Annotated in this window: 17 protein-coding genes; 12 read left to right on the forward strand and 5 right to left on the reverse strand. The window is 61.6% G+C overall.

The genetic code is table 11. The features are described 5' to 3' along the window. Positions 1-34: 34 nt before the first annotated feature. From hslV to argS, 3 genes are all read right to left on the reverse strand, one after another. Positions 35-565 carry an ATP-dependent protease subunit HslV gene (gene hslV, locus QZR30_RS10935; protein ID WP_003171209.1) on the reverse strand — a complete coding sequence of 177 codons (531 nt, stop codon included), beginning with the start codon at positions 563-565 and terminating at the stop codon, positions 35-37. 258 nt (positions 566-823) lie between these two features. Further along, entirely contained in the window at positions 824-1525 is a 702-nt protein-coding gene (locus QZR30_RS10940; RefSeq protein WP_046070550.1) for an SPOR domain-containing protein, read from the reverse strand. 1 nt (position 1526) lies between these two features. Further along, positions 1527-3263 carry an arginine--tRNA ligase gene (argS, locus tag QZR30_RS10945; protein WP_046070551.1) on the reverse strand — a complete coding sequence of 579 codons (1737 nt, stop codon included), beginning with the start codon at positions 3261-3263 and terminating at the stop codon, positions 1527-1529. On the opposite strand from argS, the gene QZR30_RS10950 reads away from it, so the two are divergent. After that, positions 3234-3431 (forward strand): hypothetical protein, encoded by a 198-nt coding sequence (locus tag QZR30_RS10950; protein ID WP_059397530.1) that lies wholly within the window; start codon positions 3234-3236, stop codon positions 3429-3431. The two genes, argS and QZR30_RS10950, sit on opposite strands and share 30 nt — an antisense overlap. Before the next feature lie 54 nt (positions 3432-3485). On the opposite strand, the gene QZR30_RS10955 is transcribed toward QZR30_RS10950, so the two are convergent. Further along, positions 3486-5705 carry a primosomal protein N' gene (locus QZR30_RS10955; protein ID WP_311903294.1) on the reverse strand — a complete coding sequence of 740 codons (2220 nt, stop codon included), beginning with the start codon at positions 5703-5705 and terminating at the stop codon, positions 3486-3488. A 226-nt stretch (positions 5706-5931) separates the two neighbouring features. Between QZR30_RS10955 and rpmE the strand changes: the two genes are divergently transcribed. The 3 genes from rpmE to QZR30_RS10970 all read left to right on the forward strand — a co-directional run bounded on the left by rpmE (position 5932) and on the right by QZR30_RS10970 (position 8441). Continuing rightward, entirely contained in the window at positions 5932-6168 is a 237-nt protein-coding gene (gene rpmE / locus QZR30_RS10960) for a 50S ribosomal protein L31 (RefSeq protein ID WP_003237330.1), read from the forward strand. A gap of 14 nt (positions 6169-6182) precedes the next feature. Next, the gene (locus QZR30_RS10965) at positions 6183-6989 is read left to right on the forward strand and encodes a thermonuclease family protein (RefSeq protein WP_274357735.1); all 807 of its coding nucleotides are present in this window, start codon (positions 6183-6185) and stop codon (positions 6987-6989) included. Between the two features lie 183 nt (positions 6990-7172). Beyond that, positions 7173-8441, forward strand: a complete 1269-nt coding sequence (locus tag QZR30_RS10970) for a malic enzyme-like NAD(P)-binding protein (RefSeq protein WP_034117342.1) — start codon at positions 7173-7175, stop codon at positions 8439-8441. A gap of 207 nt (positions 8442-8648) precedes the next feature. Here the strand turns inward: QZR30_RS10970 and QZR30_RS10975 are convergent, their stop codons facing one another. Beyond that, complete coding sequence (locus QZR30_RS10975; RefSeq protein WP_419178872.1) at positions 8649-11111, reverse strand: penicillin-binding protein 1A; 2463 nt, start codon at positions 11109-11111, stop codon at positions 8649-8651. 232 nt (positions 11112-11343) lie between these two features. Here QZR30_RS10975 and pilM point away from each other — a divergent pair, with 232 nt between their 5' ends. From pilM to gltB, 8 genes are all read left to right on the forward strand, one after another. Next, positions 11344-12000: a type IV pilus assembly protein PilM gene (gene pilM, locus QZR30_RS10980; RefSeq protein ID WP_046072635.1), complete on the forward strand. Its 657-nt coding sequence runs from the start codon at positions 11344-11346 to the stop codon at positions 11998-12000. Further along, the gene (locus QZR30_RS10985) at positions 11997-12548 is read left to right on the forward strand and encodes a PilN domain-containing protein (RefSeq protein WP_046070556.1); all 552 of its coding nucleotides are present in this window, start codon (positions 11997-11999) and stop codon (positions 12546-12548) included. Before pilM ends, QZR30_RS10985 begins: the two co-directional genes overlap by 4 nt. Further along, the gene (locus QZR30_RS10990) at positions 12545-13516 is read left to right on the forward strand and encodes a pilus assembly protein PilP (protein WP_311903295.1); all 972 of its coding nucleotides are present in this window, start codon (positions 12545-12547) and stop codon (positions 13514-13516) included. The genes QZR30_RS10985 and QZR30_RS10990 overlap by 4 nt, the downstream gene beginning before the upstream one ends. Positions 13517-13585: 69 nt before the next feature. Further along, positions 13586-14911 carry a type IV pilus secretin PilQ gene (locus QZR30_RS10995; protein ID WP_311903354.1) on the forward strand — a complete coding sequence of 442 codons (1326 nt, stop codon included), beginning with the start codon at positions 13586-13588 and terminating at the stop codon, positions 14909-14911. Between the two features lie 4 nt (positions 14912-14915). After that, positions 14916-15434, forward strand: a complete 519-nt coding sequence (aroK, locus tag QZR30_RS11000) for a shikimate kinase AroK (RefSeq protein WP_046070559.1) — start codon at positions 14916-14918, stop codon at positions 15432-15434. 125 nt (positions 15435-15559) lie between these two features. Further along, a complete protein-coding gene (gene aroB / locus QZR30_RS11005; protein WP_046070560.1) occupies positions 15560-16660 on the forward strand; it encodes a 3-dehydroquinate synthase in 1101 nt (366 codons plus the stop codon). 10 nt (positions 16661-16670) lie between these two features. Continuing rightward, positions 16671-18242: an SPOR domain-containing protein gene (locus QZR30_RS11010; protein ID WP_046070561.1), complete on the forward strand. Its 1572-nt coding sequence runs from the start codon at positions 16671-16673 to the stop codon at positions 18240-18242. Between the two features lie 355 nt (positions 18243-18597). Further along, entirely contained in the window at positions 18598-23043 is a 4446-nt protein-coding gene (gene gltB, locus QZR30_RS11015; protein WP_311903296.1) for a glutamate synthase large subunit, read from the forward strand. The last annotated feature ends 25 nt before the right edge of the window (positions 23044-23068 follow it).

Below are 23068 nucleotides of genomic sequence, written 5' to 3' on the forward strand. Positions count from 1 at the left end.
GTTTGGCGGCCTCAAGCGAGAATAAGCCCAAGGCTTACTCGGCGAGGTCCTGCTCCTCAATGGTCTGGTTGTGGTTGGTGAACACGCAGATATCGCCGGCGATGCCCAAGGCGGTCTCGACGATTTCCCGGGCCGACAGATCGGTTTTCTTCAGCAACGCACTGGCTGCCGCCTGGGCGTAGCCACCGCCGGAACCCATGGCGATCAGGCCGTGCTCAGGTTCTACCACGTCGCCATTGCCGGTGATGATCAGGGACGCGTCTTTGTTGGCGACGGCGAGCATGGCTTCAAGGCGGCTGAGGGAGCGGTCGGTGCGCCATTCCTTGGCCAACTCGACAGCGGCGCGCACCAGGTGGCCCTGGTGTTTCTCAAGCTGGCCTTCGAAGCGTTCGAAGAGGGTAAAGGCGTCGGCGGTAGCGCCTGCGAAGCCGGCAAGCACCTGGCCGTGGTACAGGCGACGCACTTTCTTCGCGTTGCCTTTCATTACGGTATTGCCCAGGGAAACCTGGCCGTCGCCGCCCATGACAACTTTGCCGTGGCGACGTACTGAAACGATGGTGGTCAAGGGGAGAGTCTCCACGCAGCGGGGCGAAAATGCCCTGATGGAAACTCATATGGGGGTGGCGGTGGGGATTTCAACCGTAGGACGAGAGCGCGGACGAGTGGTGTTTACCGCTCTGACACCTAACCAAGCACACCGCAAAATCAAATGTGGGAGGGGGCTTGCTCCCGATGGCGCGCTGTCAGCCAATGAATATGTTGACTGACACTCCGCTATCGGGAGCAAGCCCCCTCCCACATTTTGATTTGTGTTGACCCCGAATCAGCGACTCTGGCGCTGTTGTAACAACAGGTTGCTGAACCCGGCGCCGGCCAATTGTTTCTGTGCCACGGTCAGTTGCTCACGGTTGCTGAACGGCCCTACCAGTACGCGATACCAGGTCGCTTCCTTCACCGTGCCGGACTCCACCGTCACCGACTGGCCCAACAGGATGATCTGCGCCCGCACCCGGTCCGCATCCGCCTGTTTCGGGAACGAGCCCGCCTGCAGGAAGAACTTGGTCACCGGCGCGGCCTTGGTGGCAGCGACCGGCGGTGGTGGCGGCGGCGTGATCCCGGCCAGCGCGGCCTGGGCGCGGGCGGTGTCGATTTTCGCGGCTTCGGCAGGTGTCACCGGCGTGGTTGGCACTTGCGGCGTCGGCAGGGTCTTCTCCGGCACGGCATCAGGAGGCACGATCACTTCCGATTCCGGCAGCAGGGTGTAGAAGTCGTACTTCGGCTTCACCGGTGCAGTCGGGCTCGGCGCGGTTTTGTTGGCCTCGGCGATTTTCGTGGCCTTCTGCTGCTCCTGTTTGACGCGCTTGACGTCGTCGCCCTGGCCAGGTTCGAGCTTCATCAAAAATACGATGAATGCGCCGACCGTGAGGCCGATAGCCATCCACAGCCAGCCCGGAATCGGCTGCTTCGCCGGGGCCTGGTAGCGGCTGGCGCCGCGCTTGGGGGCAGGTTTTTTCTTGGCGGCCAACTTACATGCGCTCCAGGGTTTCCAGGCCCAAGAGTTCCAGGCCTTGCTTGAGGGTGCGTCCAGCCAGGGCGGCGAGGCGCAGGCGACTTTGTTTCTGGGCTTCGTCGTCGGCGGTCAGGATCGGGCAGTTCTCGTAGAAGCTGGAGAACAACCCGGCCACTTCGTACAAATAGGTGCACAGGATATGCGGTGTGCCTTTCTCGCCGACGCTGTTGAGCACTTCGCCGAACTGCGCCAGCTTGGCGGCCAGTTCCTGCTCATGGGCGGCATCCAGCACGATCTGGCCTTCGACTTCGCTGAAGTCCTTGCCCAGCTTGCGGAACACACCCGCCACGCGGGTGTAGGCGTACAGAAGGTACGGCGCGGTGTTGCCTTCGAAGTTGAGCATCAGGTCGAAGTTGAAGCTGTAGTCGCTGGTGCGGTGTTTGGACAGGTCGGCGTATTTCACCGCGCCAATACCTACCACGCGGGCGATGTTGCGCAGGTCGGCCTCGGCCAGCTCCGGGTTCTTTTCCTTCACCAAGCTGTAGGCGCGTTCCTGGGCTTCGGTGAGCAGGTCGATCAGCTTCACGGTGCCGCCGTCACGGGTCTTGAACGGGCGGCCATCGGCGCCGTTCATGGTGCCGAACCCCATGTGTTCCATGTGCATCGGGTGGGTGACGAAGCCGGCACGACGGGCCACTTCGAACACTTGCTGGAAGTGCAGGGCCTGGCGCTGGTCAACGAAGTACAGCGCACGGTCGGCCTTGAGCACGCCGCTGCGATAGCGCACGGCGGCCAGGTCGGTGGTGGCGTAGAGGTAGCCGCCATCGGCCTTGACGATGATCACCGGCAGCGGCTCGCCGTCGGCGGTCTTGAATTCTTCGAGGAACACGCACTGCGCGCCGTTGCTCTCCACCAGCAGGCCCTTGGCCTTGAGGTCGTTGACCACGTTGATCAGGTCGTCGTTGTAGGCGCTTTCACCCATCACGTCGGCCATGGTCAACTTCACGTTGAGCAGCTCGTAGATTTCCTGGCAGTGGGACAGGGAAATTTCCCGGAAGCGGTTCCACAGCGCCAGGCACTCCTCATCGCCCGCTTGCAGCTTGACCACCAGGCCGCGGGCGCGGTCGGCGAATTCTTCGGATTCGTCGAAACGCTTCTTGGCGGCGCGGTAGAAGTTTTCCAGGTCGGCCAGCTCGTTGCTGGTGATCGGGTTTTCCTGCAGGTAGGCCATCAGCATGCCGAACTGGGTGCCCCAGTCGCCCACATGGTTCTGGCGGATCACCGTATCGCCGAGGAATTCCAGTACCCGGGCCACGCCGTCGCCGATGATGGTGGAGCGCAGGTGGCCAACGTGCATCTCCTTGGCCAGGTTCGGCGCCGACAGGTCGATGACCACGCGCTGGGCGGCACCAGCCTTGTGCGCACCGATGTTGGCATCGGCCAGGGCGGCGTCCAGGCGCGCAGCCAGGGCCTGGGTGTTCTGGAAGAAGTTGATAAAGCCCGGGCCGGCGATTTCGGCCTTGGTCACACTGGCGTCAGCCGGCAGCGCGGCAATGATTTTTTCCGCCAGGTCGCGGGGTTTCATACCGGCCGGCTTGGACAGCATCATCGCGATGTTGCTGGCGAAGTCGCCGTGGGTCTTGTCGCGGGTGTTCTCCACCTGGATCGCCGGCGACAGGCCTTCAGGCAACACACCTTCGTTGACGAGTTGGGTGAGGGCTTGTTGGAGCAGCTGGCGAATGGTGTCTTTCATGGTGTTCTCTTTCGACCGCAAGCGGCGGCGCGCGATGCGCAGGTGGAAAAACTGGGCATTATCCGTGGCGAGGGCGAGCTTGCCAACCGTTCCGGACCTGTGGAGCATTTTGTAGGAGTGAGCTTGCTCGCGAAAATCGTCAACGATAACGCGGGCTTCCTGATTTAACGCGGTGTTCTTGAGTTTTTCGCGAGCAAGCTCGCTCCTACAGTGGTGGGTGGATCAGTACAAATCTACCGGGTCTACATCCAGTGACCATCGCACTTGTCGGCCGCTGGGTATTTGCTCCAGCTCAAGCATCCAGCGACTTAATAGCCGATGCAGCGGCGCACGGGAGGTTGCCTGCAAGAGTAGCTGAGCGCGATAACGTCCGGCGCGACGCTCCATGGGGGCGGGTACCGGCCCGAGCAATTCGATGCCGCTCAGACTCAATTCACCCAGCAAACCCTCGGCGGCACTGCAGGCTTCATCCAGGAAACCTTCGGCTTGTCCCGGTTTATGCGCCTCGGCACGCAACAATGCCAAGTGCGCAAAGGGTGGCAAGCCGGCCGCGCGGCGTTCACTCAAGGCCTGCTCGGCGAAGGCAAAGTAGCCTTGTTCCGTCAGTTGAATCAGCAATGGATGGTCGGCCAGGTGCGTCTGGATAATCACCCTGCCCGGCTCTTCGGCCCGTCCGGCGCGCCCTGCCACCTGCACGATCAACTGCGCCATGCGTTCGCTGGCGCGGAAATCCCCGGAGAACAACCCGCCGTCGGCGTCCAGGATCGACACCAGGGTCACCCGCGGGAAGTGATGCCCTTTGGCAAGCATTTGCGTGCCCACCAGGATGCACGGCTGGCCTTTCTGAATGGTGGCAAACAACTGGTTCATCGCGTCTTTGCGCGAGGTGCTGTCGCGGTCGACCCGCAGCACCGGGTAATCCGGAAACAGAATGCCCAGGCGCTCCTCGGCGCGCTCGGTGCCGGCCCCTACCGGGCGCAGGTCGACCTTGCCGCACTGCGGGCAATGGCGTGGCACCCGCTCTACATGGCCGCAGTGGTGGCAGCGCAGTTCGCCATAGCGCTGGTGCACGGTCATGCGTGCATCGCAGCGTTCGCACCCGGACATCCAACCGCAGTCATGGCACAGCAGCGTCGGGGCAAAGCCACGGCGATTGAGAAACACCAACACTTGTTGGCCTGCGGCAAGGGTCTGGCCGATGGCCTGTTGCATCGGGCCGGAGATACCACTGTCCAGCGGGCGGCTCTTTACGTCCAGGCGCAGGAAGCGTGGTTGCTTGGCACCGCCGGCGCGCTCATTCAGGCGTAGCAGCCCGTAGCGTCCGGTGTAGGCGTTGTGCAGGCTTTCCAGGGACGGCGTGGCCGAGCCCAGCACAATCGGGATGTCTTCCTGGCGTGCGCGCACCAGTGCCAGGTCGCGGGCGTTGTAGCGCAGGCCTTCCTGTTGTTTATAGGAGCCGTCGTGTTCCTCGTCGATGATGATCAGCCCGGGGTTCTTCATCGGGGTGAACAGCGCCGAACGGGTGCCTATGATGATGTCGGCCTCACCGTCCCGCGCCGCCAGCCACGACTCCAGGCGCTCACGGTCATTGACCGCCGAGTGCACCAGGGCGATGCGGGCGTTGAAGCGCTGTTCGAAACGCGCCAGGGTCTGTGGGCCCAGGTTGATCTCGGGGATCAGCACCAGTGCCTGCTTGCCGGCCTGCAGGGTTTCGCGGATCAGTTGCAGATACACTTCGGTCTTGCCACTGCCGGTGACGCCGGCCAGCAGGAACGCATGGAAACTGTCGAACCCTGCGCGGATCGCCTCATACGCGGCGCGTTGCTCGGGGTTGAGCGGCAATTCCGGTTGGGCCAGCCAGTGTTCGTGGCGCGGGTCGGGGGCGTGCTTGCGGATTTCCACCTGCACCAGGCCCTTGGCCAACAGCAGGTCGAGGCTGTCTTTGCTCAGCATCAGCTTGCTTAACAGCTGATGGGCGACGCCATGGGGATGCTGGGCCAGTGTGGCCAGGGCTTCACGCTGGCGCGGGGCGCGGGCGATACGCGGGTCGTCCAGGCGTGCACCGGGCGCCATCGACCAGAAACGTTCCTGTCGCGCTTCGGCCAGTTCGCCCTGGCGCAGCAGCACCGGCAAAGCCCAGCTCAAGGTATCGCCGAGGCTGTGCTGGTAATACTGCGCGGTCCACAGGCACAGCTTGAACAGCTCAGGCGGCAGTGGTGGCGTGGTATCGAGGATGGCCAGCGCCGGTTTGAGTTTCTCCGCCGGGACTTCGCTGTGATCGGTGACTTCTACCAGGATGCCGATCATCTCACGCCGCCCGAACGGCACGCGTACGCGCATCCCCGGCTGCAACTGCGCCCGCAGCACCCCGGCCGGAGCCCGGTAATCGAACAGGCGGCGCAGGGGCGAGGGCAGGGCTAGGCGCAAAATGGCGTCGGGCACGCGAGGGGTCTCATATAAAGGCAGGCGGTGGTGCAGGGGCGCGAGCCTAGCAGACGAGGGGGGGCTTGGGTATGCCTCGCTTTTCTGATGAAAGGCGCTTTTATCTTTACAAGCAAATAGTGTTGCCGCTTGCGCGTTTAAAAAGGTCTGGTAGAATCCGCGGCCTAATTACGTGCGGTATTCGACAATAGTGTCGAGTGGCGGCACGCTAGCCCGAGGAAGTGCCATGAAAGCCGATATCCATCCAGCGTACGAAACCATCGAAGTCACCTGCAGCTGCGGCAACAAGTTCGAAACCCGTTCGAACCTGTGCAAGCCACTGGGTACTGACGTATGCAACGAGTGCCACCCGTTCTACACCGGTAAGCAGAAAACTCTGGACACCGGCGGCCGTGTACAGCGCTTCGCAGATCGCTTTGGTGCTTTCGGCAAGAAGCCTGCTGCTGCTACTCCAGCAGAGTAAGGTTCAAGAGCCTTATGGGCTTTTGCCAGCTGTTGAAAAAGGCGTCCCTTGTGGGCGCCTTTTTTGTGCCTGGCATTTGGCTGGCGACCGCCCGGGCCGAAGCATTCTGCCCCGCACCGGCCTCTGTGGTGCGTGTCGAGGTGCAGCGGGTGGTGGACGGCGACACCGTGCGCCTCAAGGATGGCCGCAGCGTGCGCATGATCGGCCTCAATACGCCGGAAACCGGCAAGAAGAGACGCGCTGACGAGCCATTTGCCGTCGCCGCCCGCCAGCGTCTACAGGCGCTGGTGCAGGCCAGCGATGGGCGTGTCGGTCTGGTGCCGGGGCGCGAGGGCAAGGATCACTACGGTCGCACCCTGGCCCATCTTTACGGCGCCAACGGTGAGAACCTGGAGGCGCAATTGTTGGCTGAGGGCCTGGGTTTCCAGGTGGGCGTGGCGCCGAATGTGGACCTGGTCGCCTGCCAGCAGGCCGCCGAAAACAGCGCCCGCCAAGCGCGGCTCGGCCTATGGCGCCAAACGCCAGTGCAAACCGTTGGGCAACTCAAGCATTCCGGCTTTGCTTTGATCACTGGCCGGGTCAGCAAGATCGAGCGCAATCGCGGTGGCATTTGGATTGAATTACAGGGCTCATTGGTATTACGCATTGCACCCGATCTGATCAGTCGTTTCGACGCGACCCTGCTCAATGGTCTGCAAGGGCGTACCATCGAGGCGCGTGGCTGGGTGCAGGATCGCTTGCGACGCGGCGGCCTGAAAAAAGGCCAGTCACGCTGGCTACTGCCACTGACCGACCCCAGCATGCTGAAATCAACGTCTTGAATAAAAAAATTGTAGACATTTTTTATTTCGATTGTGAACAGTTGAGCCCTTGTATCCCGTGGCTCTTGGCCAAAAGTCGTAGCCCAGGGCCCTTGACACCCGTGACTGCCCAGTCTTGTAGGTAAATTGCTACGCGCGTATCCTCGGCGGTCCGTCGACCAACAGTAAAAGCGGAATGCCGATATGTCTGATTTGAAAACTGCCGCTCTCGAATATCATGCCCATCCTCGTCCAGGAAAGCTGAGTGTAGAGCTCACCAAAGCCACTGCCACCGCTCGCGACCTGTCGCTGGCCTACAGCCCTGGTGTTGCCGAGCCCGTACGTGAAATCGCCCGTGACCCGGAACTGGCGTACAAGTACACCGGCAAGGGCAACCTGGTTGCAGTGATTTCCGATGGCACCGCGATCCTCGGCCTGGGTAACCTCGGCCCATTGGCCTCCAAGCCAGTCATGGAAGGTAAAGGCGTGCTGTTCAAGCGCTTTGCCGGCATCGACGTTTTCGACATCGAAGTCGATTCCGAGAGCCCGCAGGCTTTCATCGACACGGTCAAGCGCATTTCCATCACTTTCGGTGGCATCAACCTGGAAGACATCAAGGCACCTGAGTGCTTCGAGATCGAAAAAGCCCTGATCGAGCAGTGCGACATTCCGGTATTCCACGATGACCAGCACGGCACCGCCATCGTTACCGCAGCCGGCATGATCAACGCCCTGGAAATCGCTGGCAAAACCCTGGGCGAGGCGAAGATTGTCTGCCTCGGCGCCGGCGCTGCGGCCATTTCCTGCATGAAGCTGATCATCAGCATGGGTGCCAAGCTGGAAAACATCTACATGGTCGACAGCAAGGGCGTGATCCAGTCCGAGCGTACCGACCTGAACCAGTACAAGGCGATGTTTGCCCATCCGTCCTCCAAGCGCACCCTGGCTGACGCCCTCGACGGTGCCGACGTGTTCGTCGGCCTGTCCGGCCCGAACCTGCTGAGCGCCGAAGGCCTGAAGTCCATGGCACCGAACCCGATCGTGTTCGCCTGCTCCAACCCAGACCCGGAAATCTCGCCTGAGCTGGCCCACGCCACCCGCAGCGACGTGATCATGGCCACTGGTCGTTCGGACTACCCCAACCAGGTCAACAACGTTCTGGGCTTCCCGTTCATCTTCCGTGGAGCCCTGGACGTACGCGCCAAGCGCATCAACGAAGAAATGAAAGTGGCCGCCGCCAACGCCCTGCGTGAACTGGCCAAGCTGCCAGTGCCTCAGGATGTCTGCGACGCCTACGGTGGCGCCAAGCTGGAATTCGGTCGTGAGTACATCATCCCGAAACCAATGGATAAGCGCCTGATCACCCTGATCTCCGATGCCGTGGCCAAAGCCGCCATCGAGACCGGCGTGGCGACCCTGCCGTATCCGAAGCACTACCCGCTGCAGAGCGTGGATGATGTGTTCAACGGCTAAGCTGTTGTAGCGCACCAACAAAAAGCCCCGGCTCGAATGAGTCGGGGCTTTTTTTATGGCAATTCTCTTGAAGCCGATAGAGGTCAAATGTGGGAGGGGGCTTGCTCCCGATGGCGGTGTATCAGTCGCCATATTCATTGACTGACAGTCCGCCATCGGGAGCAACCCCCCTCCCACATTTGGATCTATGTTGCGTCTTGGATCGGGTCAGAACAAATCGATCGGCGCGCCTTCATCCGCCGGCAGCGGGCTGCCCGGTGCCACGCCATTGCCCAGCTCGTTGACCGACGGCGGCGTGTCCTCGCTCTTGAACAGCTCGAAGTAAGCATTCGGCGTACTCGGCGAAGCCGCACGTCCACTGATCGGATCGATGCGCAGGCTGAGGATGCCTTCCGGTTCCGGTTGGGTGTGCAAAGGCTTGTCCTTCAAGGCCGCGCCCATGTAGCTCATCCAGATCGGCAGGGCGACGGTGCCGCCAAACTCGCGGCGGCCCAGGCTTTCAGGCTGGTCGTAGCCGGTCCACACAGTGGTCACGTAGTCGCCGTTATAGCCAGAGAACCAGGCGTCCTTGGATTCGTTGGTAGTACCGGTCTTGCCGGCAATATCTGCGCGGCCCAGGGCCAGTGCTCGGCGGCCGGTGCCCTTCTTGATCACGTCTTGCAGGATGCTGTTGAGAATATAGGTGGTACGGCCATCCACGATGCGCTCGGCAACTGCCGGGGCTTGCGGTTCGGTGGTCGCGGGGGCGGTTGCCGCAGGCGTCGTGCCTGGGGTTGGTTCAATGGTGATGCCGCCATTACTCGGTGCCGCGAGGCCATCGGTCGCTGCCACCCCATTGACCACGTCGCCCGGCACCCGCGGTGGGTTGGCGGTGAACAGCATGTCGCCATTGCGGCTTTCGATCTTGTCGATCAGATACGGCGTGATCTTGTAGCCGCCGTTGGCGAAGGTGCTCCAGCCGGTGGCGATTTCCATCGGCGTGAGAGTCGCGGTACCCAGGGCCAGGGACAGGTTCGGCGGCAGGTCGGACTTGGCGAAGCCAAAGCGTGTCATGTAGTCGATGGTCTTGCCCACGCCCATTGCCTGCAACAGGCGAATCGACACAAGGTTGCGCGACTTGTACAGCGCTTCGCGGATACGGATCGGGCCGAGGAAGGTGTTGGTGTCATTCTTCGGGCGCCAGACCTTGTCCAGATATTCATCGACAAACACGATCGGCGCGTCGTTGACCAGGCTGGCGGCGGTGTAGCCGTTGTCCAGCGCGGCGCTGTAGACGAATGGCTTGAAGCTCGAACCCGGCTGGCGCTTAGCCTGGGTGGCGCGGTTGTAGTTGCTCTGCTCGAATGCAAAACCGCCGACCAATGCACGGATCGCACCGTTCTGCGGGTCCAGGGACACCAGGGCGCCCTGGGCGACCGGCACCTGGCTGAACTTGAGGCTGTCATCCTTCTGACGTTGCACGCGAATCAAGTCGCCCACCTGCGCCACGTCGGACGGTTGCTTGGGCATCGGCCCCATGCTGTTGGTATTCAGGAACGGCCGCGCCCATTTCATGCTGTCCCATGCCACATGCGCTTCGCCGGTACGGGTCAGCACCTGGATGCCGTCTTTTGTCACCTGGGTGACGATGGCCGGGTCCAGGCCGCTGATGGAGCGCTGCTTGCTCAATTCGGTGGTCCACGCGCTCAGGGTCTTGCCGGGCAGGCGCGATTCCGGACCGCGGTAGCCGTGGCGCTGGTCATAGGTGATCAGGCCTTCATGCACCGAGTTGTTGGCGATTTCCTGCAAGTTGCTCGGAACCGTCGTGGTCACCCGGAAGCCTTCGGTATAGGCGTCGCTGCCATAGCGCCCAACCATCTCGGCACGAGCCATTTCGGCGATATACGGCGCATTCACTTCTGGCGTCGGCACGTGATAACTGGCGTTCAGCGGCTCGGCCACAGCGCTTTCGTAGGCGGCCTGGTCGATCTTGCCCAGCTTGTACATGCGCCCCAGGATCCAGTCGCGCCGCTCTTTGCTGCGCGCCGGGTTGGCGAGCGGGTTAAAGCGCGACGGGGCCTTGGGCAGGCCGGCAATCATGGCCATCTGCGCCAGGCTGGCGTCACGAATCGACTTGCCATAGTAGACCTGGGAGGCGGCCTCGATGCCGTAGGCGCGGTTGCCCAGGTAGATCTTGTTGACATACAGCTCGAGGATTTCGTCCTTGGTCAGCTGACGTTCGATCTGCAGTGCCAGCAGGATCTCGGTGGCCTTGCGGGAAAAACTGCGCTCGCTGGTAAGGAAGAAGTTCTTCGCCACCTGCATGGTAATGGTGCTGCCGCCGGATTGAATGTGTCCGCTTTTTACCAACTGCGTGGCTGCACGCACCAGGCTGCTGGGGTCGACGCCGTAGTGGTTGGCGAAATTGTCGTCTTCGGCAGACAGCAAGGCGCTGATGAAATTGGGCGGAATATCGGCGAAACGGATCGGTGTGCGGCGCATTTCGCCGAACTCCGCGATCAGTTTTTCATCGCTGCTGTAGACCCGCAAAGGAATCTGCAACTGGATACTTCTGAGGGCCTCTACGGAAGGCAAACCCGGACTAAGGTAGAGGTAGGCCCCGCTGAGTACGAGCAGCAGCCCGCAGACGATGGCGACAATGGAGTACCCGAAAAACTTCAGCAGACGAATCAAGGCTTTTGGATTTCCAGAGAAAAGAATGAGTTACGCGTCGGGGCATGCATGGCTAACGATGGATCGACCCGGGCAGCAGATAAAAGCGGGAAAAAACGCTGGGCATTAAAGCATTTTTCAGCTTGGGGCGTCATTCGCGTGCCTTGAGCAAGCCGACCGGATGCAAGGTGCCTGGCAGCAATCAGACGATACGACAGCCGGTATGACAGGGAAAGTTTTGGGGAGTTTTATGGGAAAGGGAATTTTCAGGCGAAAAGTCGACACCGTCCTGGGCGTCGATATCAATGACAGCAGTATCAAGCTGGTAGAGCTGGGCCGTTCAGCGGGCGTTTTCAGCGTCCAGGGCTACGTGACCCAGGCGCTGGCGGCCCATGCGGTGGTCGATGGTACCCTGTTGGACCTCGAAGGCGCGGGGCGGGCATTGCTGCAGGCATTATCGCGCTTGCGTCCCTCGGCCCGGCATGCAGCCGTGGCGGTGGGGGGGCCTTCGGTGATCACGCGGTTGATCGAAATGGACGCAGGGCTCAGCGATGAGGAAATGGCCTGGACGATCCAGATGGAAGCCGATCAGTTCATTCCTTATCCATTGGATGAGGTGGCCATCGACTTTCAGGTCTGGGGCCCGTCGGCCCAGGGGCCACAATGGGTCCAAGTGATGTTGGCGGCGTGCCTGCGCGAGCAGGTCGAGGCGCGTGAAACGGTTTTGTCCCAGGCGGGGCTGGTGCCGCGGGTGGTAGATGTGGAAGAGTTTGCATTGGAGCGCGCTTGCCGTCAGGATTTTGCCAGCTTCGCGCCGGGTCATCGAGTCGATGGCGCACAATGGGCCGTGGATGCCCAAGGGATGGGAGTGGCTTGCGGGTTGGCCCTGAGGAGTTTCGCTGGATGATACGAATCAATCTTTTGCCTTGGCGCCAGGCGCTGGCGGAACGCAGGCGCAGGTATTTCCTGGTGCTGTTGCTGGTGTTTGCCTGCCTGGCACTGGCTGCAGTCTGGTTGGCTGGCCAGGTGATCGACCAAGCGATAGATCGGCAGGTAAGTCGAAACAATCGCTTGGGTGAGGACATTGGCGTACAGGATTCACGGATCAGGACCATCGACGACCTGCAGGAGCGCAGCCAGCAATTGGCCGAACGCATGAAGGTTGTGCAGGATCTGCACGACGCCCGTTCTTCCGGTGCCCGGCTGTTCGATGAGTTGGCTCGCGCAGTGCCCGAGGGCGTACATCTGCATGAGGTGGTGGCGAATGGCGATACCATCAGCATCCGCGGCAGTGCTGAAAGCCACCAGGATATCGCCCAGTTGATGCGTCGGCTCGAGGCCACGCAAGGGGCTCATGCGACTCGTCTGGAGCGCGTGCAGGCCGAAGGTGAGCGCGGCGAAAGTGAATTCCAGCTGATGGTTCGCCAGGGGGAAACTGTCGAGGCGCAACCATGAGCCTGTCCAGGCTCGACGTTTTCACGCTTTCCCACAACGCTGCCAAATGGCCCTTGCCCTGCAGGGTCCTGCTCGGCTGTGCGCTGGCCGTCCTGGTGTTGCTGGTGGGAGAGGTTGTGTACCTGGGCCCGTCGCGGGGGCGGTTGCAGGGGGTCGAGGCGCGAGGGCATGTGCTGCAACAGCAGCTTGCAGAAAAAACCGGATTGGCCGCCACTCTTGAAGTGCGCACTGAGCGGTTGCGCGCGATGGAGAATAAGCTCGCAGGCCTTCTGCGGCAGTTGCCCGCAGAGTCCGAAGTGCCTGCCTTGCTCGAAGACGTGGCCCGGTTGGCGGTTGCCAACGGTATATGGGTGGAGGGCATCACGGTGCTCGAAGAAGAGCCCCGTCAACTCTACACAGGGCAACCTATGCAGGTGGGCGCCACTGGGGCCTACCACGACCTGGCGGCGTTCGTCAGTGCCTTGGGTGGGCTGCAGCGGGTCGTCACCGTGCAGGATGTCACGCTTCGGCCTGAGGGTGCCTTGCTGCGTCTGGAAATGTTGGCCAAGACCTATCGGGGCACCACGCCAAGCGACAAGGTCCGCCAGGCGCTTGAGTCAGGCCCGCGATTTGTCTACGACCCTACGGCCCTGCGCGATCCGTTCCAGTCGCCCACCTTGCAGGTCGCCCGCGCGCCCGGTCGGCCGGCGCTTTCGCCGGATCTCACCCGGCCACGGGGGATGCTGGAGGGCATGCCCATCGATCAGTTCGAAATGGTCGGCACACTATCCAATGACATGCAGGCTTTCGCCTTGCTGCGGGTGGGGTCACGGGTGCACCGGCTGGCGGTCGGTGATTACCTTGGGCCGGACCATGGCCAGGTCACGGCCATTCAAGACGGGTATGTCGAACTGGTCGAGCTGTTCCCCGATGAACAGGGCGCATGGCTGGAGCGCCCGCGAACCCTGATGCTGAACGTCAATTCATAACGGAATCTAACAATGAAAAGGACTTTCTCGTCCTTCGGTGTGGCGCTATGGATAGCGTTCACGGCACCGATGGCTGCCGCTGTGCCCAATCGCCCGGACCTGATCCACCTGCCGCCGCCTGACAGTGCCTTGCCGGTCAGCTATACGGGCAAAAAACTGACCCTCAATTTCCAGGACATCGACCTGCGCGCGGTATTGCAGCAAATCGCCGATGTCGCCGGGCTCAACCTGGTGACCAGCGACGAGGTGCAGGGCTCGATCACCCTGCGGCTCAAGGACGTGCCCTGGGATCAGGCGCTGGACCTGGTGCTGCAAACCAAGGGCCTGGACAAGCGGGTGAAGGCTGGCGTGTTGCTGGTGGCGCCCGCCGATGAATTGGCCGCTCGCGAACTGCTGGTGCTGGAGTCGCGCAAGCAGATGGCCGAGCTGGCACCCTTGCGTCGGGAATTATTGCAGGTCAATTACGCCAAGGCTGCGGACCTGGCCAAGCTGTTCCAGTCGATGACCGGCTTTGAAGGTGCCACGGATGAACGCGGCTCGGTGGCGGTGGATGACCGCACCAACAACATCATCGCCTACCAGACCGGCGAACGGCTGGAAGAGCTGCGGCGCATCGTGGCGCAGTTGGATATCCCGGTACGCCAGGTGATGATCGAGGCGCGAATCGTCGAGGCTAATGTCGACTACGACAAAAGCCTGGGCGTGCGCTGGGGTGGGCGGCTCAGCCGCGGCAACTGGGGCGCCGGGGGTATTTCCAAGCCCGTGGCGGACGGCGCCGAGCCCCCGCAAAGCCCGCCCAGCTCACCCTTCGTCGACCTGGGTTCGCTGACCGGCACGTCGGGGCTGGGTATCGCCTACATCACCGACAACCTATTGCTGGATCTTGAACTGACGGCGATGGAGAAAAGCGGCAACGGCGAAATCGTTTCGCAGCCCAAGGTGGTCACGTCCGATAAAGAGACCGCACGCATCCTCAAGGGCACCGAGATTCCCTACCAGGAGTCCACCTCCCAGGGCGCTACCTCGGTGTCGTTCAAGGAAGCGTCCCTTTCACTGGAGGTTACGCCGCAAATCACCCCCGATAACCACGTGTTCATGGCGGTCAAGGTTACCAAGGACGAGCCTGACTATTTGAACCGGCTCAACGACGTGCCGCCGATCAAGAAAAACGAAGTCAACGCCAAGGTGCTGGTCCGGGATGGCGAGACCATTGTCATCGGCGGGGTTTTCTCTAATACCCAAAGCAAAGTGGTAGATAAAGTGCCATTTTTGGGCGATGTACCGTATCTTGGCCGCCTTTTCCGGCGCAATGTGCTGTCGGAGAAAAAATCTGAGCTGCTGGTATTCCTGACTCCGCGTATTATGAATAACCAGGCGATTGCTGTGAGTCGTTGATTCTGTGCGAAATTTGATTCTTGTAGGACCGATGGGTGCTGGAAAGAGCACCATCGGCCGTTTGCTGGCCAAAGAGCTGCGCCTGCCATTCAAAGACTCCGATAAGGAAATTGAATTGCGCACGGGTGCCAATATCCCATGGATCTTCGATAAGGAAGGCGAGCTGGGCTTTCGCGACCGCGAGCAGGCGATGATTGCCGAACTGTGCGGCTGCGATGGCGTGGTGTTGGCGACCGGCGGTGGCGCAGTGATGCGCGATGAAAATCGTCGGGCGCTGCATACCGGTGGTCGGGTGGTGTATTTGCACGCGTCGGTCGAACAGCAGGTGGGCCGCACCGCCCGCGATCGCAATCGCCCTTTGCTGCGCACGGCCGACCCGGCGAAAACCTTGCGGGACCTGCTGGCGCTACGCGATCCGCTGTATCGGGAAATCGCCGATCTGGTGGTGGAAACCGATGAACGGCCGCCGCGGATGGTGGTGCTCGACATTCTAGAGCGCTTGCAAAGGTTGCCGCCCCGTTAAAGCCTGGCCCGAAATGCGCTATTCTCGGCGGCGCGCCATGACCTTGCGAGGTGTGGCGTAGAGCTATCAGGCGGTGTCGGATCACGGCGTTGCCGGTCGTCAATATATCTTCAACGCGGGGACACATGCAGACACTTAAGGTCGATCTAGGCGAGCGCAGCTACCCGATCCACATTGGCGAAGGCCTGTTGGACCAGCCCGAGCTGCTTGCGCCGCATATTGCCGGTCGGCAGGTGGCGATCATCTCCAACGAAACGGTCGCACCGCTGTATCTTGAGCGTCTGAGCCGCAGCCTTGCGGCGTATTCGGTGATCTCTGTGGTGTTGCCAGACGGCGAAGCCCACAAGAACTGGGAAACCCTGCAACTGATCTTTGATGGCCTGCTGACTGCGCGTCATGACCGTCGAACCACCGTGGTCGCCCTGGGCGGCGGTGTGATCGGCGACATGGCCGGTTTTGCCGCGGCCTGCTACCAGCGCGGCGTGGACTTTATCCAGGTGCCGACCACCCTGTTGTCCCAGGTCGATTCGTCGGTGGGCGGCAAGACCGGTATCAACCATCCGCTGGGCAAGAACATGGTCGGTGCGTTCTACCAGCCCCAAGCGGTACTGATCGATACCACCACCCTCAACACCTTGCCGCCGCGGGAGCTGTCGGCGGGCCTGGCGGAAGTCATCAAGTACGGGCTGATCTGCGACGAGCCCTTCCTGACCTGGCTCGAAGAACACGTAGATGCCCTGCGCGCACTCGACCAGGTGGCCCTGACCGAAGCGATTTCCCGCTCCTGCGCCGCCAAGGCGCTGGTGGTGAATGCCGACGAACGGGAGTCTGGCGTACGCGCCACCCTGAACTTGGGGCATACCTTCGGCCATGCGATCGAAACGCACATGGGCTATGGTGTGTGGTTGCATGGGGAAGCCGTAGCGGCTGGCACTGTGATGGCATTGGAAATGTCGCAGCGCCTGGGCTGGATCAGCGCCCAGGAGCGCGATCGTGGCATTCGCCTGTTCCAGCGCGCCGGTTTGCCGGTCATCCCGCCGACGGAGATGACCGAGGCCGATTTCCTCGAACATATGGCAATAGACAAGAAAGTGATCGACGGTCGACTGCGACTGGTGCTGTTGCGCCACATGGGCGAGGCAGTGGTGACCGACGATTATCCGAAAGAGATTTTACAGGCCACGCTGGGAGCGGATTACCGCGCCCTGGCCCAGCTTAAAGGTTAATAAGATCCCGATGACTAGTTTGCATGCCGACGAGGCGTTCCTCGGCCATTATCACTTGAGCCATGACCCTTTCGCTCCACGGGTGCCTGGCTTCAAATTCTTCCCGGCCCAGCGCAAGCCCGTGCTGGGGCAACTGCACCACCTGGCACGCTACAGCCAGCTGCTGCTGGTGGTCACCGGCCCGTTGGGCAGCGGCAAGACCTTGCTGCGCCAGGCGCTGGTCGCCAGCACTAACAAGCAATCGGTGCAAAGTGTGGTGGTCTCGGCCCGTGGCGCCGGCGATGCTGCAGGCGTACTGCGCCAGGTGGCCCAGGCGCTGGACGTGGCCAATGCCGAGCCAAACGCGATTCTCAAGCAGGTGGTGCAACTGGGCCTGACCGGCCAGGAAGTCTATCTGCTGGTGGACGACGCCGAGCAGCTTGACGAATCTGCCCTCGAAGCGCTGCTGGCGCTGGCTGCGGGCACGCCGGAAGGTCGTCCCCACGTGTTCCTGTTTGGCGAGTCGTCGTTGATCGCCGATCTGGAGCAGATCAGCGGTGATCAGGAGCTGTTCCACGTCATTGAGCTGCAGCCCTACGAAGAGGAAGAAACCCGCGAATACCTGGCTCAACGCCTTGAAGGCGCCGGGGCGGGTATCGAACTTTTCTCCGCTGCGCAGATCTCTGATATTCACGAAAGCTCCGATGGCTGGCCTGGCAACATCAACCAGGTTGCCCGCGATGCAATGATCGAAGCCATGATTGCCAGCCGCTCAGCGGTCAAGCGTCCAAAGATGGGGTTCACTATGCCTAAGAAGCACGTATTGGCTATTTCTGCCGTTGTCGTGGTCGCTGTTGCCGCCGCCTGGTTGATCCCGGGCCGCAATAAAGCACCGACAACGACCGGCGCGCCAACTGAGCAGGCGCAGTTGCCACTGGGTAAGCCCACGCCAAACGTCGAGTTCGCCAACTCCGGCCAGCCGACCAACCTGCCGATGGTTGGTCAGCCTGTAATGCGTGGCCCGCTCGCCGAAGAAGCCGGTGGCATTTCTGAAGGCGATGACGGTGTGCCGGTGGAAGGCTCCAGTGCCACGCCGCCGACCGTGACCACCACCGCGCCACCAGCGGGCGTACCGGCCGGCACGCCAGCAACCCCAGTAGCGCCTGCCGCACCGGTTGCGCCAGTTGCCAAGCCGACCCCGGCGCCGACGGTCGCGACAGCCAAGCCCGCAGCACCAGTTGCCAAGCCGGCACCGGCACCCGCGGCCAAGCCTGCTGAAAAACCAGCCGCTACCGTGGCCAAGGCCGGCGCCGCTGGCAGCAGCTGGTACAGCAGCCAGCCTACCGGCAACTTCGTGGTGCAAATCCTCGGCACCAGCTCCGAGGCCAACGCCCAGGCGTTCGTCAAGGAGCAGGGCGGCCAGTACCGTTATTTCAAGAAAGTGCTCAACGGCAAGCCTCTCTACGTGATCACCTACGGCAGCTTCCCAAGCCGCGCCGCAGCCGATTCTGCCATCAAGGCCTTGCCAGCGAAGGTTCAGGCTGGTAAACCTTGGCCTCGCACTGTTGCCAGCGTTCAACAAGAACTGGCAGCAACTCGCTGAAGATCCGGCGGCCTTACCCAGGCCGCCCTCCCGGCACCTCAAAAAACAATCGCAAGGCGTGCAGTCCCCCGCAAGGACCGCGCGCTTTGTGGTGTCTGCGCCACAGTAGCTTTTGAGTCGTAGCGGTCAGAATTAAAAAAGTTTTGACTAGCACAGCATATCGCTTTAAACCTTTCATAAATGCGACATAGATTTGCGACATTTCGTCGCTAAATTTGTGAGCGTCTGTGTCGGTGTGTACAATGACCTCCCTTTTGCCCCCGCTAAGCCGGCGTACGTTCGGCGTGGAAGGTAACCGGTTGAATTGAAAAGAAATTTGCCTCGAAATAAGAGGCAGCCTGGTGAGAAAGTGTCTATGAAAGCAGGTCTGTACCAACCCGATGAATTCAAGGATAACTGCGGTTTCGGCCTGATAGCCCACATGCAGGGCGAGCCCAGTCATACCCTTTTGCAAACGGCCATCGAGGCCCTGACCTGCATGACCCACCGCGGTGGGATCAACGCCGACGGCAAGACCGGTGACGGTTGCGGCTTGCTGATTCAAAAGCCCGACCAGTTCCTGCGCGCTGTCGCCAAAGAGCATTTTGCGGCCGACCTGCCCAAGCAGTACGCCGTGGGCATGGTGTTTTTCAACCAGGACCCGGTAAAAGCCGAAGCCGCTCGCGAGAACATGAACCGCGAGATCGTTGCTGCCGGCCTGCAACTGGTCGGCTGGCGCAAAGTGCCAATCGACACCAGCGTACTCGGCCGCCTGGCCCTGGAGCGCCTGCCGCAGATCGAACAAGTGTTCATCGCAGGCGACGGCCTGAGCGACCAGGACATGGCGATCAAGCTGTTCACGTCCCGTCGTCGTTCGTCGGTGCTTAACGCCGCCGACACTGACCATTACATCTGCAGCTTTTCCCACAAGACCATCATTTACAAAGGCCTGATGATGCCGGCGGATCTCACCGCCTTTTATCCGGACCTGAGCGATGAGCGCCTGCAAACCGCGATCTGCGTGTTCCACCAGCGCTTCTCCACCAACACCTTGCCGAAATGGCCGTTGGCCCAGCCGTTCCGCTTTCTCGCCCACAACGGCGAGATCAACACCATCACCGGCAACCGCAACTGGGCCGTGGCCCGTCGCACCAAGTTCGCCAACGATTTGATGGACCTCGAAGAGCTTGGCCCGCTGGTCAACCGCGTGGGTTCCGACTCCTCCAGCATGGACAACATGCTCGAACTGATGGTCACCGGTGGTATCGACCTGTTCCGTGGCGTGCGCATGATCATTCCGCCTGCGTGGCAGAACGTCGAGACCATGGACCCGGACCTGCGGGCGTTCTACGAATACAACTCGATGCACATGGAACCCTGGGACGGCCCGGCCGGCGTGGTCATGACCGACGGTCGCTACGCGGTGTGCCTGCTCGACCGTAACGGTCTGCGCCCTGCGCGTTGGGTCACCACGACCAACGGCTTCATCACCCTGGCGTCGGAAATCGGCGTGTGGAACTACAAGCCGCAAGATGTGATCGCCAAAGGCCGCGTTGGCCCGGGCCAGATCCTGGCCGTGGACACCGAGACCGGGCAGATCCTCGACACCGACGCCATCGACAACCGCTTGAAGTCTCGTCACCCGTACAAGCAATGGCTGCGCAAGAACGCCCTGCGCATCCAGGCGACCATGGAAGACAACGACCACGGTTCGGCTTTCTACGACATCGACCAGCTCAAGCAGTACATGAAGATGTACCAGGTCACGTTCGAAGAGCGCGACCAGGTGCTGCGCCCGCTTGGCGAACAAGGCTACGAGGCCGTCGGCTCCATGGGCGACGATACGCCGATGGCCGTGCTGTCCCAGCGCGTGCGCACCCCGTACGACTATTTCCGCCAGCAGTTCGCCCAGGTCACCAACCCGCCGATCGACCCGCTTCGCGAAGCCATCGTGATGTCCCTGGAAGTGTGCCTCGGTGCCGAGCGCAATATCTTCCAGGAGTCGCCTGAGCACGCTTCCCGCGTGATCCTCAGCTCGCCGGTCATCTCCCCGGCCAAATGGCGCTCGCTGATGACCCTGGAGCGTCCAGGTTTCGACCGCCAGATCATCGACCTGAACTACGACGAGAGCCTCGGTCTTGAAGCTGCGGTGCGTAACGTCGCCGACCAGGCCGAAGAAGCCGTGCGCGCCGGGCGTACCCAGATCGTGCTGACCGACCGCCATATCGCGCCAGGCAAGCTGCCGATCCACGCTTCGCTCGCCACCGGCGCGGTGCACCACCGTCTGACCGAAAAGGGCCTGCGTTGCGACTCCAACATCCTCGTTGAGACCGCTACCGCCCGTGATCCGCATCACTTTGCAGTGCTGATCGGTTTCGGCGCGTCGGCGGTGTATCCGTTCCTGGCGTACGAAGTGCTCGGCGACCTGATCCGTACCGGTGAAGTCCTGGGCGATCTCTATGAAGTGTTCAAGAACTACCGTAAAGGCATCACCAAGGGCCTGTTGAAGATCCTGTCGAAGATGGGCATCTCCACTGTCACCTCGTACCGTGGTGCCCAGTTGTTCGAAGCTATCGGCCTGTCCGAAGAAGTCTGCGAGCTGAGCTTCCGTGGCGTGCCGAGCCGCATCAAGGGCGCACGTTTCGTCGACATCGAAGCCGAGCAGAAAGCCTTGGCGTTGGAGGCCTGGAGTGCGCGCAAGCCGATCCAGCAAGGTGGCTTGCTCAAGTTTGTGCACGGTGGCGAATACCACGCCTACAACCCGGGCGTGGTCAGCACTTTGCAAGCCGCCGTGCAGCAGGGCGACTACGCCAAGTTCAAGGAATACACGAGCCTGGTGGATAACCGCCCGGTGTCGATGATCCGCGACCTGTTCAAGGTGAAGACTTTGGACACGCCGATGGACATCAGCGAAGTCGAGCCGCTGGAATCGATCCTCAAGCGCTTCGACTCTGCCGGTATTTCCCTGGGGGCGTTGTCGCCCGAGGCCCACGAGGCCCTGGCCGAGGCCATGAACCGCTTGGGTGCGCGTTCCAACTCTGGTGAAGGCGGCGAAGATCCGGCGCGCTACGGCACCATCAAGAGCTCGAAAATAAAGCAGGTCGCCACTGGTCGTTTCGGCGTTACCCCCGAATACCTGGTCAACGCCGAAGTGCTGCAGATCAAGGTGGCCCAGGGCGCCAAGCCTGGTGAAGGCGGCCAGCTGCCAGGCGGCAAGGTCAACGGCCTGATCGCCAAGCTGCGTTATGCGGTGCCGGGCGTGACGCTGATCTCTCCACCGCCGCACCACGACATCTATTCAATCGAAGACTTGTCGCAGCTGATCTTCGACTTGAAACAAGTCAACCCCCAGGCCCTGGTCTCGGTGAAGCTGGTGGCGGAAGCCGGTGTCGGCACCATCGCCGCCGGCGTGGCCAAGGCCTATGCCGACCTGATCACCATCTCCGGCTACGATGGCGGTACCGGCGCTTCGCCGCTGACCTCCATCAAGTACGCCGGCGCGCCATGGGAACTCGGCCTGGCCGAAACCCACCAGACCCTGCGCGGCAACGACCTGCGCGGCAAAGTGCGGGTACAGACCGACGGCGGCCTGAAAACCGGCCTCGACGTGATCAAGGCGGCGATCCTCGGCGCCGAAAGCTTTGGCTTCGGTACTGCGCCGATGATCGCCCTGGGCTGCAAATACCTGCGCATCTGCCACCTGAACAACTGCGCTACTGGCGTGGCGACTCAGAACGAAAAACTGCGCAAGGATCACTACATCGGCACCGTCGACATGGTGGTGAACTTCTTCACCTACGTCGCCGAAGAAACCCGTGAGTGGCTGGCCAAGCTGGGCGTGCGTTCGCTGGAAGAGCTGATCGGGCGTACCGATCTGCTGGACATCCTCCAAGGCCAGACCGCCAAGCAACAACACCTGGACCTGACACCGCTGTTGGGCAGCGATCACATCCCGGCAGACAAGCCACAATTCTGCCAAGTGGACCGCAACCCGCCGTTCGATAAAGGCCTGTTGGCCGAGAAGATGGTCGAGATGGCCAGCGCCTCGATCAATGACGCCAGCGGTGGCGAATTTGCCCTGGATATTTGCAACTGCGACCGTTCCATCGGCGCACGCATCTCCGGCGAAATCGCACGCAAGCACGGCAACCAAGGCATGGCGAAAGCGCCGATCACCTTCCGCTTCAAAGGCACGGCGGGCCAGAGCTTCGGCGTGTGGAACGCCGGCGGCCTGCACATGTACCTGGAAGGCGACGCCAACGACTACGTGGGCAAGGGCATGACCGGTGGCAAGCTGGTCATCGTTCCGCCGACCGGCAGCGTCTACAAGACCCAGGACAGTGCCATTATCGGCAACACCTGCTTGTACGGCGCCACCGGAGGCAAGTTGTTCGCCGCCGGCACTGCCGGTGAGCGCTTCGCCGTGCGTAACTCCGGTGCCCACACCGTGGTGGAAGGCACCGGCGATCACTGCTGCGAGTACATGACCGGCGGCTTTGTCGCGGTACTGGGCAAGACCGGGTACAACTTCGGTTCGGGCATGACCGGCGGTTTCGCCTACGTGCTCGACCAGGACAATACCTTCGTCGACAAGGTCAACCACGAGTTGGTCGAGATCCAGCGGATCAGCGGTGAAGCCATGGAGTCCTACCGGAACCACTTGCAGCACGTGCTGGACGAGTATGTCGAGGAAACCGGCAGCGAATGGGGCCGGGAACTCGCCGAGAACCTCGATGATTACCTGCGTCGTTTCTGGCTGGTCAAGCCCAAGGCTGCCAACCTGAAATCGTTGCTCTCCAGCATCCGTGCCAACCCGCAGTGATATGCGCCTGAACAGTTTGATGAGG

It is taken from the genome of Pseudomonas sp. rhizo25, from assembly GCF_031931935.1.
Classification (GTDB): Bacteria; Pseudomonadota; Gammaproteobacteria; order Pseudomonadales; family Pseudomonadaceae; genus Aquipseudomonas; species Aquipseudomonas synxantha.

What these genes read in the sequence shown, in the direction of transcription:
- gltB (WP_311903296.1), top strand. Translation starts at nt 18,598, where the DNA reads ATGAAAGCAGGTCTGTACCAACCCGATGAATTCAAGGATAACTGCGGT.
- QZR30_RS10965 (WP_274357735.1), top strand. Translation starts at nt 6,183, where the DNA reads ATGGGCTTTTGCCAGCTGTTGAAAAAGGCGTCCCTTGTGGGCGCCTTT.
- rpmE (WP_003237330.1), top strand. Translation starts at nt 5,932, where the DNA reads ATGAAAGCCGATATCCATCCAGCGTACGAAACCATCGAAGTCACCTGC.
- QZR30_RS10970 (WP_034117342.1), top strand. Translation starts at nt 7,173, where the DNA reads ATGTCTGATTTGAAAACTGCCGCTCTCGAATATCATGCCCATCCTCGT.
- argS (WP_046070551.1), bottom strand. Translation starts at nt 3,263, where the DNA reads ATGAAAGACACCATTCGCCAGCTGCTCCAACAAGCCCTCACCCAACTC.
- aroB (WP_046070560.1), top strand. Translation starts at nt 15,560, where the DNA reads ATGCAGACACTTAAGGTCGATCTAGGCGAGCGCAGCTACCCGATCCAC.
- pilM (WP_046072635.1), top strand. Translation starts at nt 11,344, where the DNA reads ATGGGAAAGGGAATTTTCAGGCGAAAAGTCGACACCGTCCTGGGCGTC.
- QZR30_RS10990 (WP_311903295.1), top strand. Translation starts at nt 12,545, where the DNA reads ATGAGCCTGTCCAGGCTCGACGTTTTCACGCTTTCCCACAACGCTGCC.
- QZR30_RS10995 (WP_311903354.1), top strand. Translation starts at nt 13,586, where the DNA reads ATGGCTGCCGCTGTGCCCAATCGCCCGGACCTGATCCACCTGCCGCCG.
- QZR30_RS10985 (WP_046070556.1), top strand. Translation starts at nt 11,997, where the DNA reads ATGATACGAATCAATCTTTTGCCTTGGCGCCAGGCGCTGGCGGAACGC.
- QZR30_RS11010 (WP_046070561.1), top strand. Translation starts at nt 16,671, where the DNA reads ATGACTAGTTTGCATGCCGACGAGGCGTTCCTCGGCCATTATCACTTG.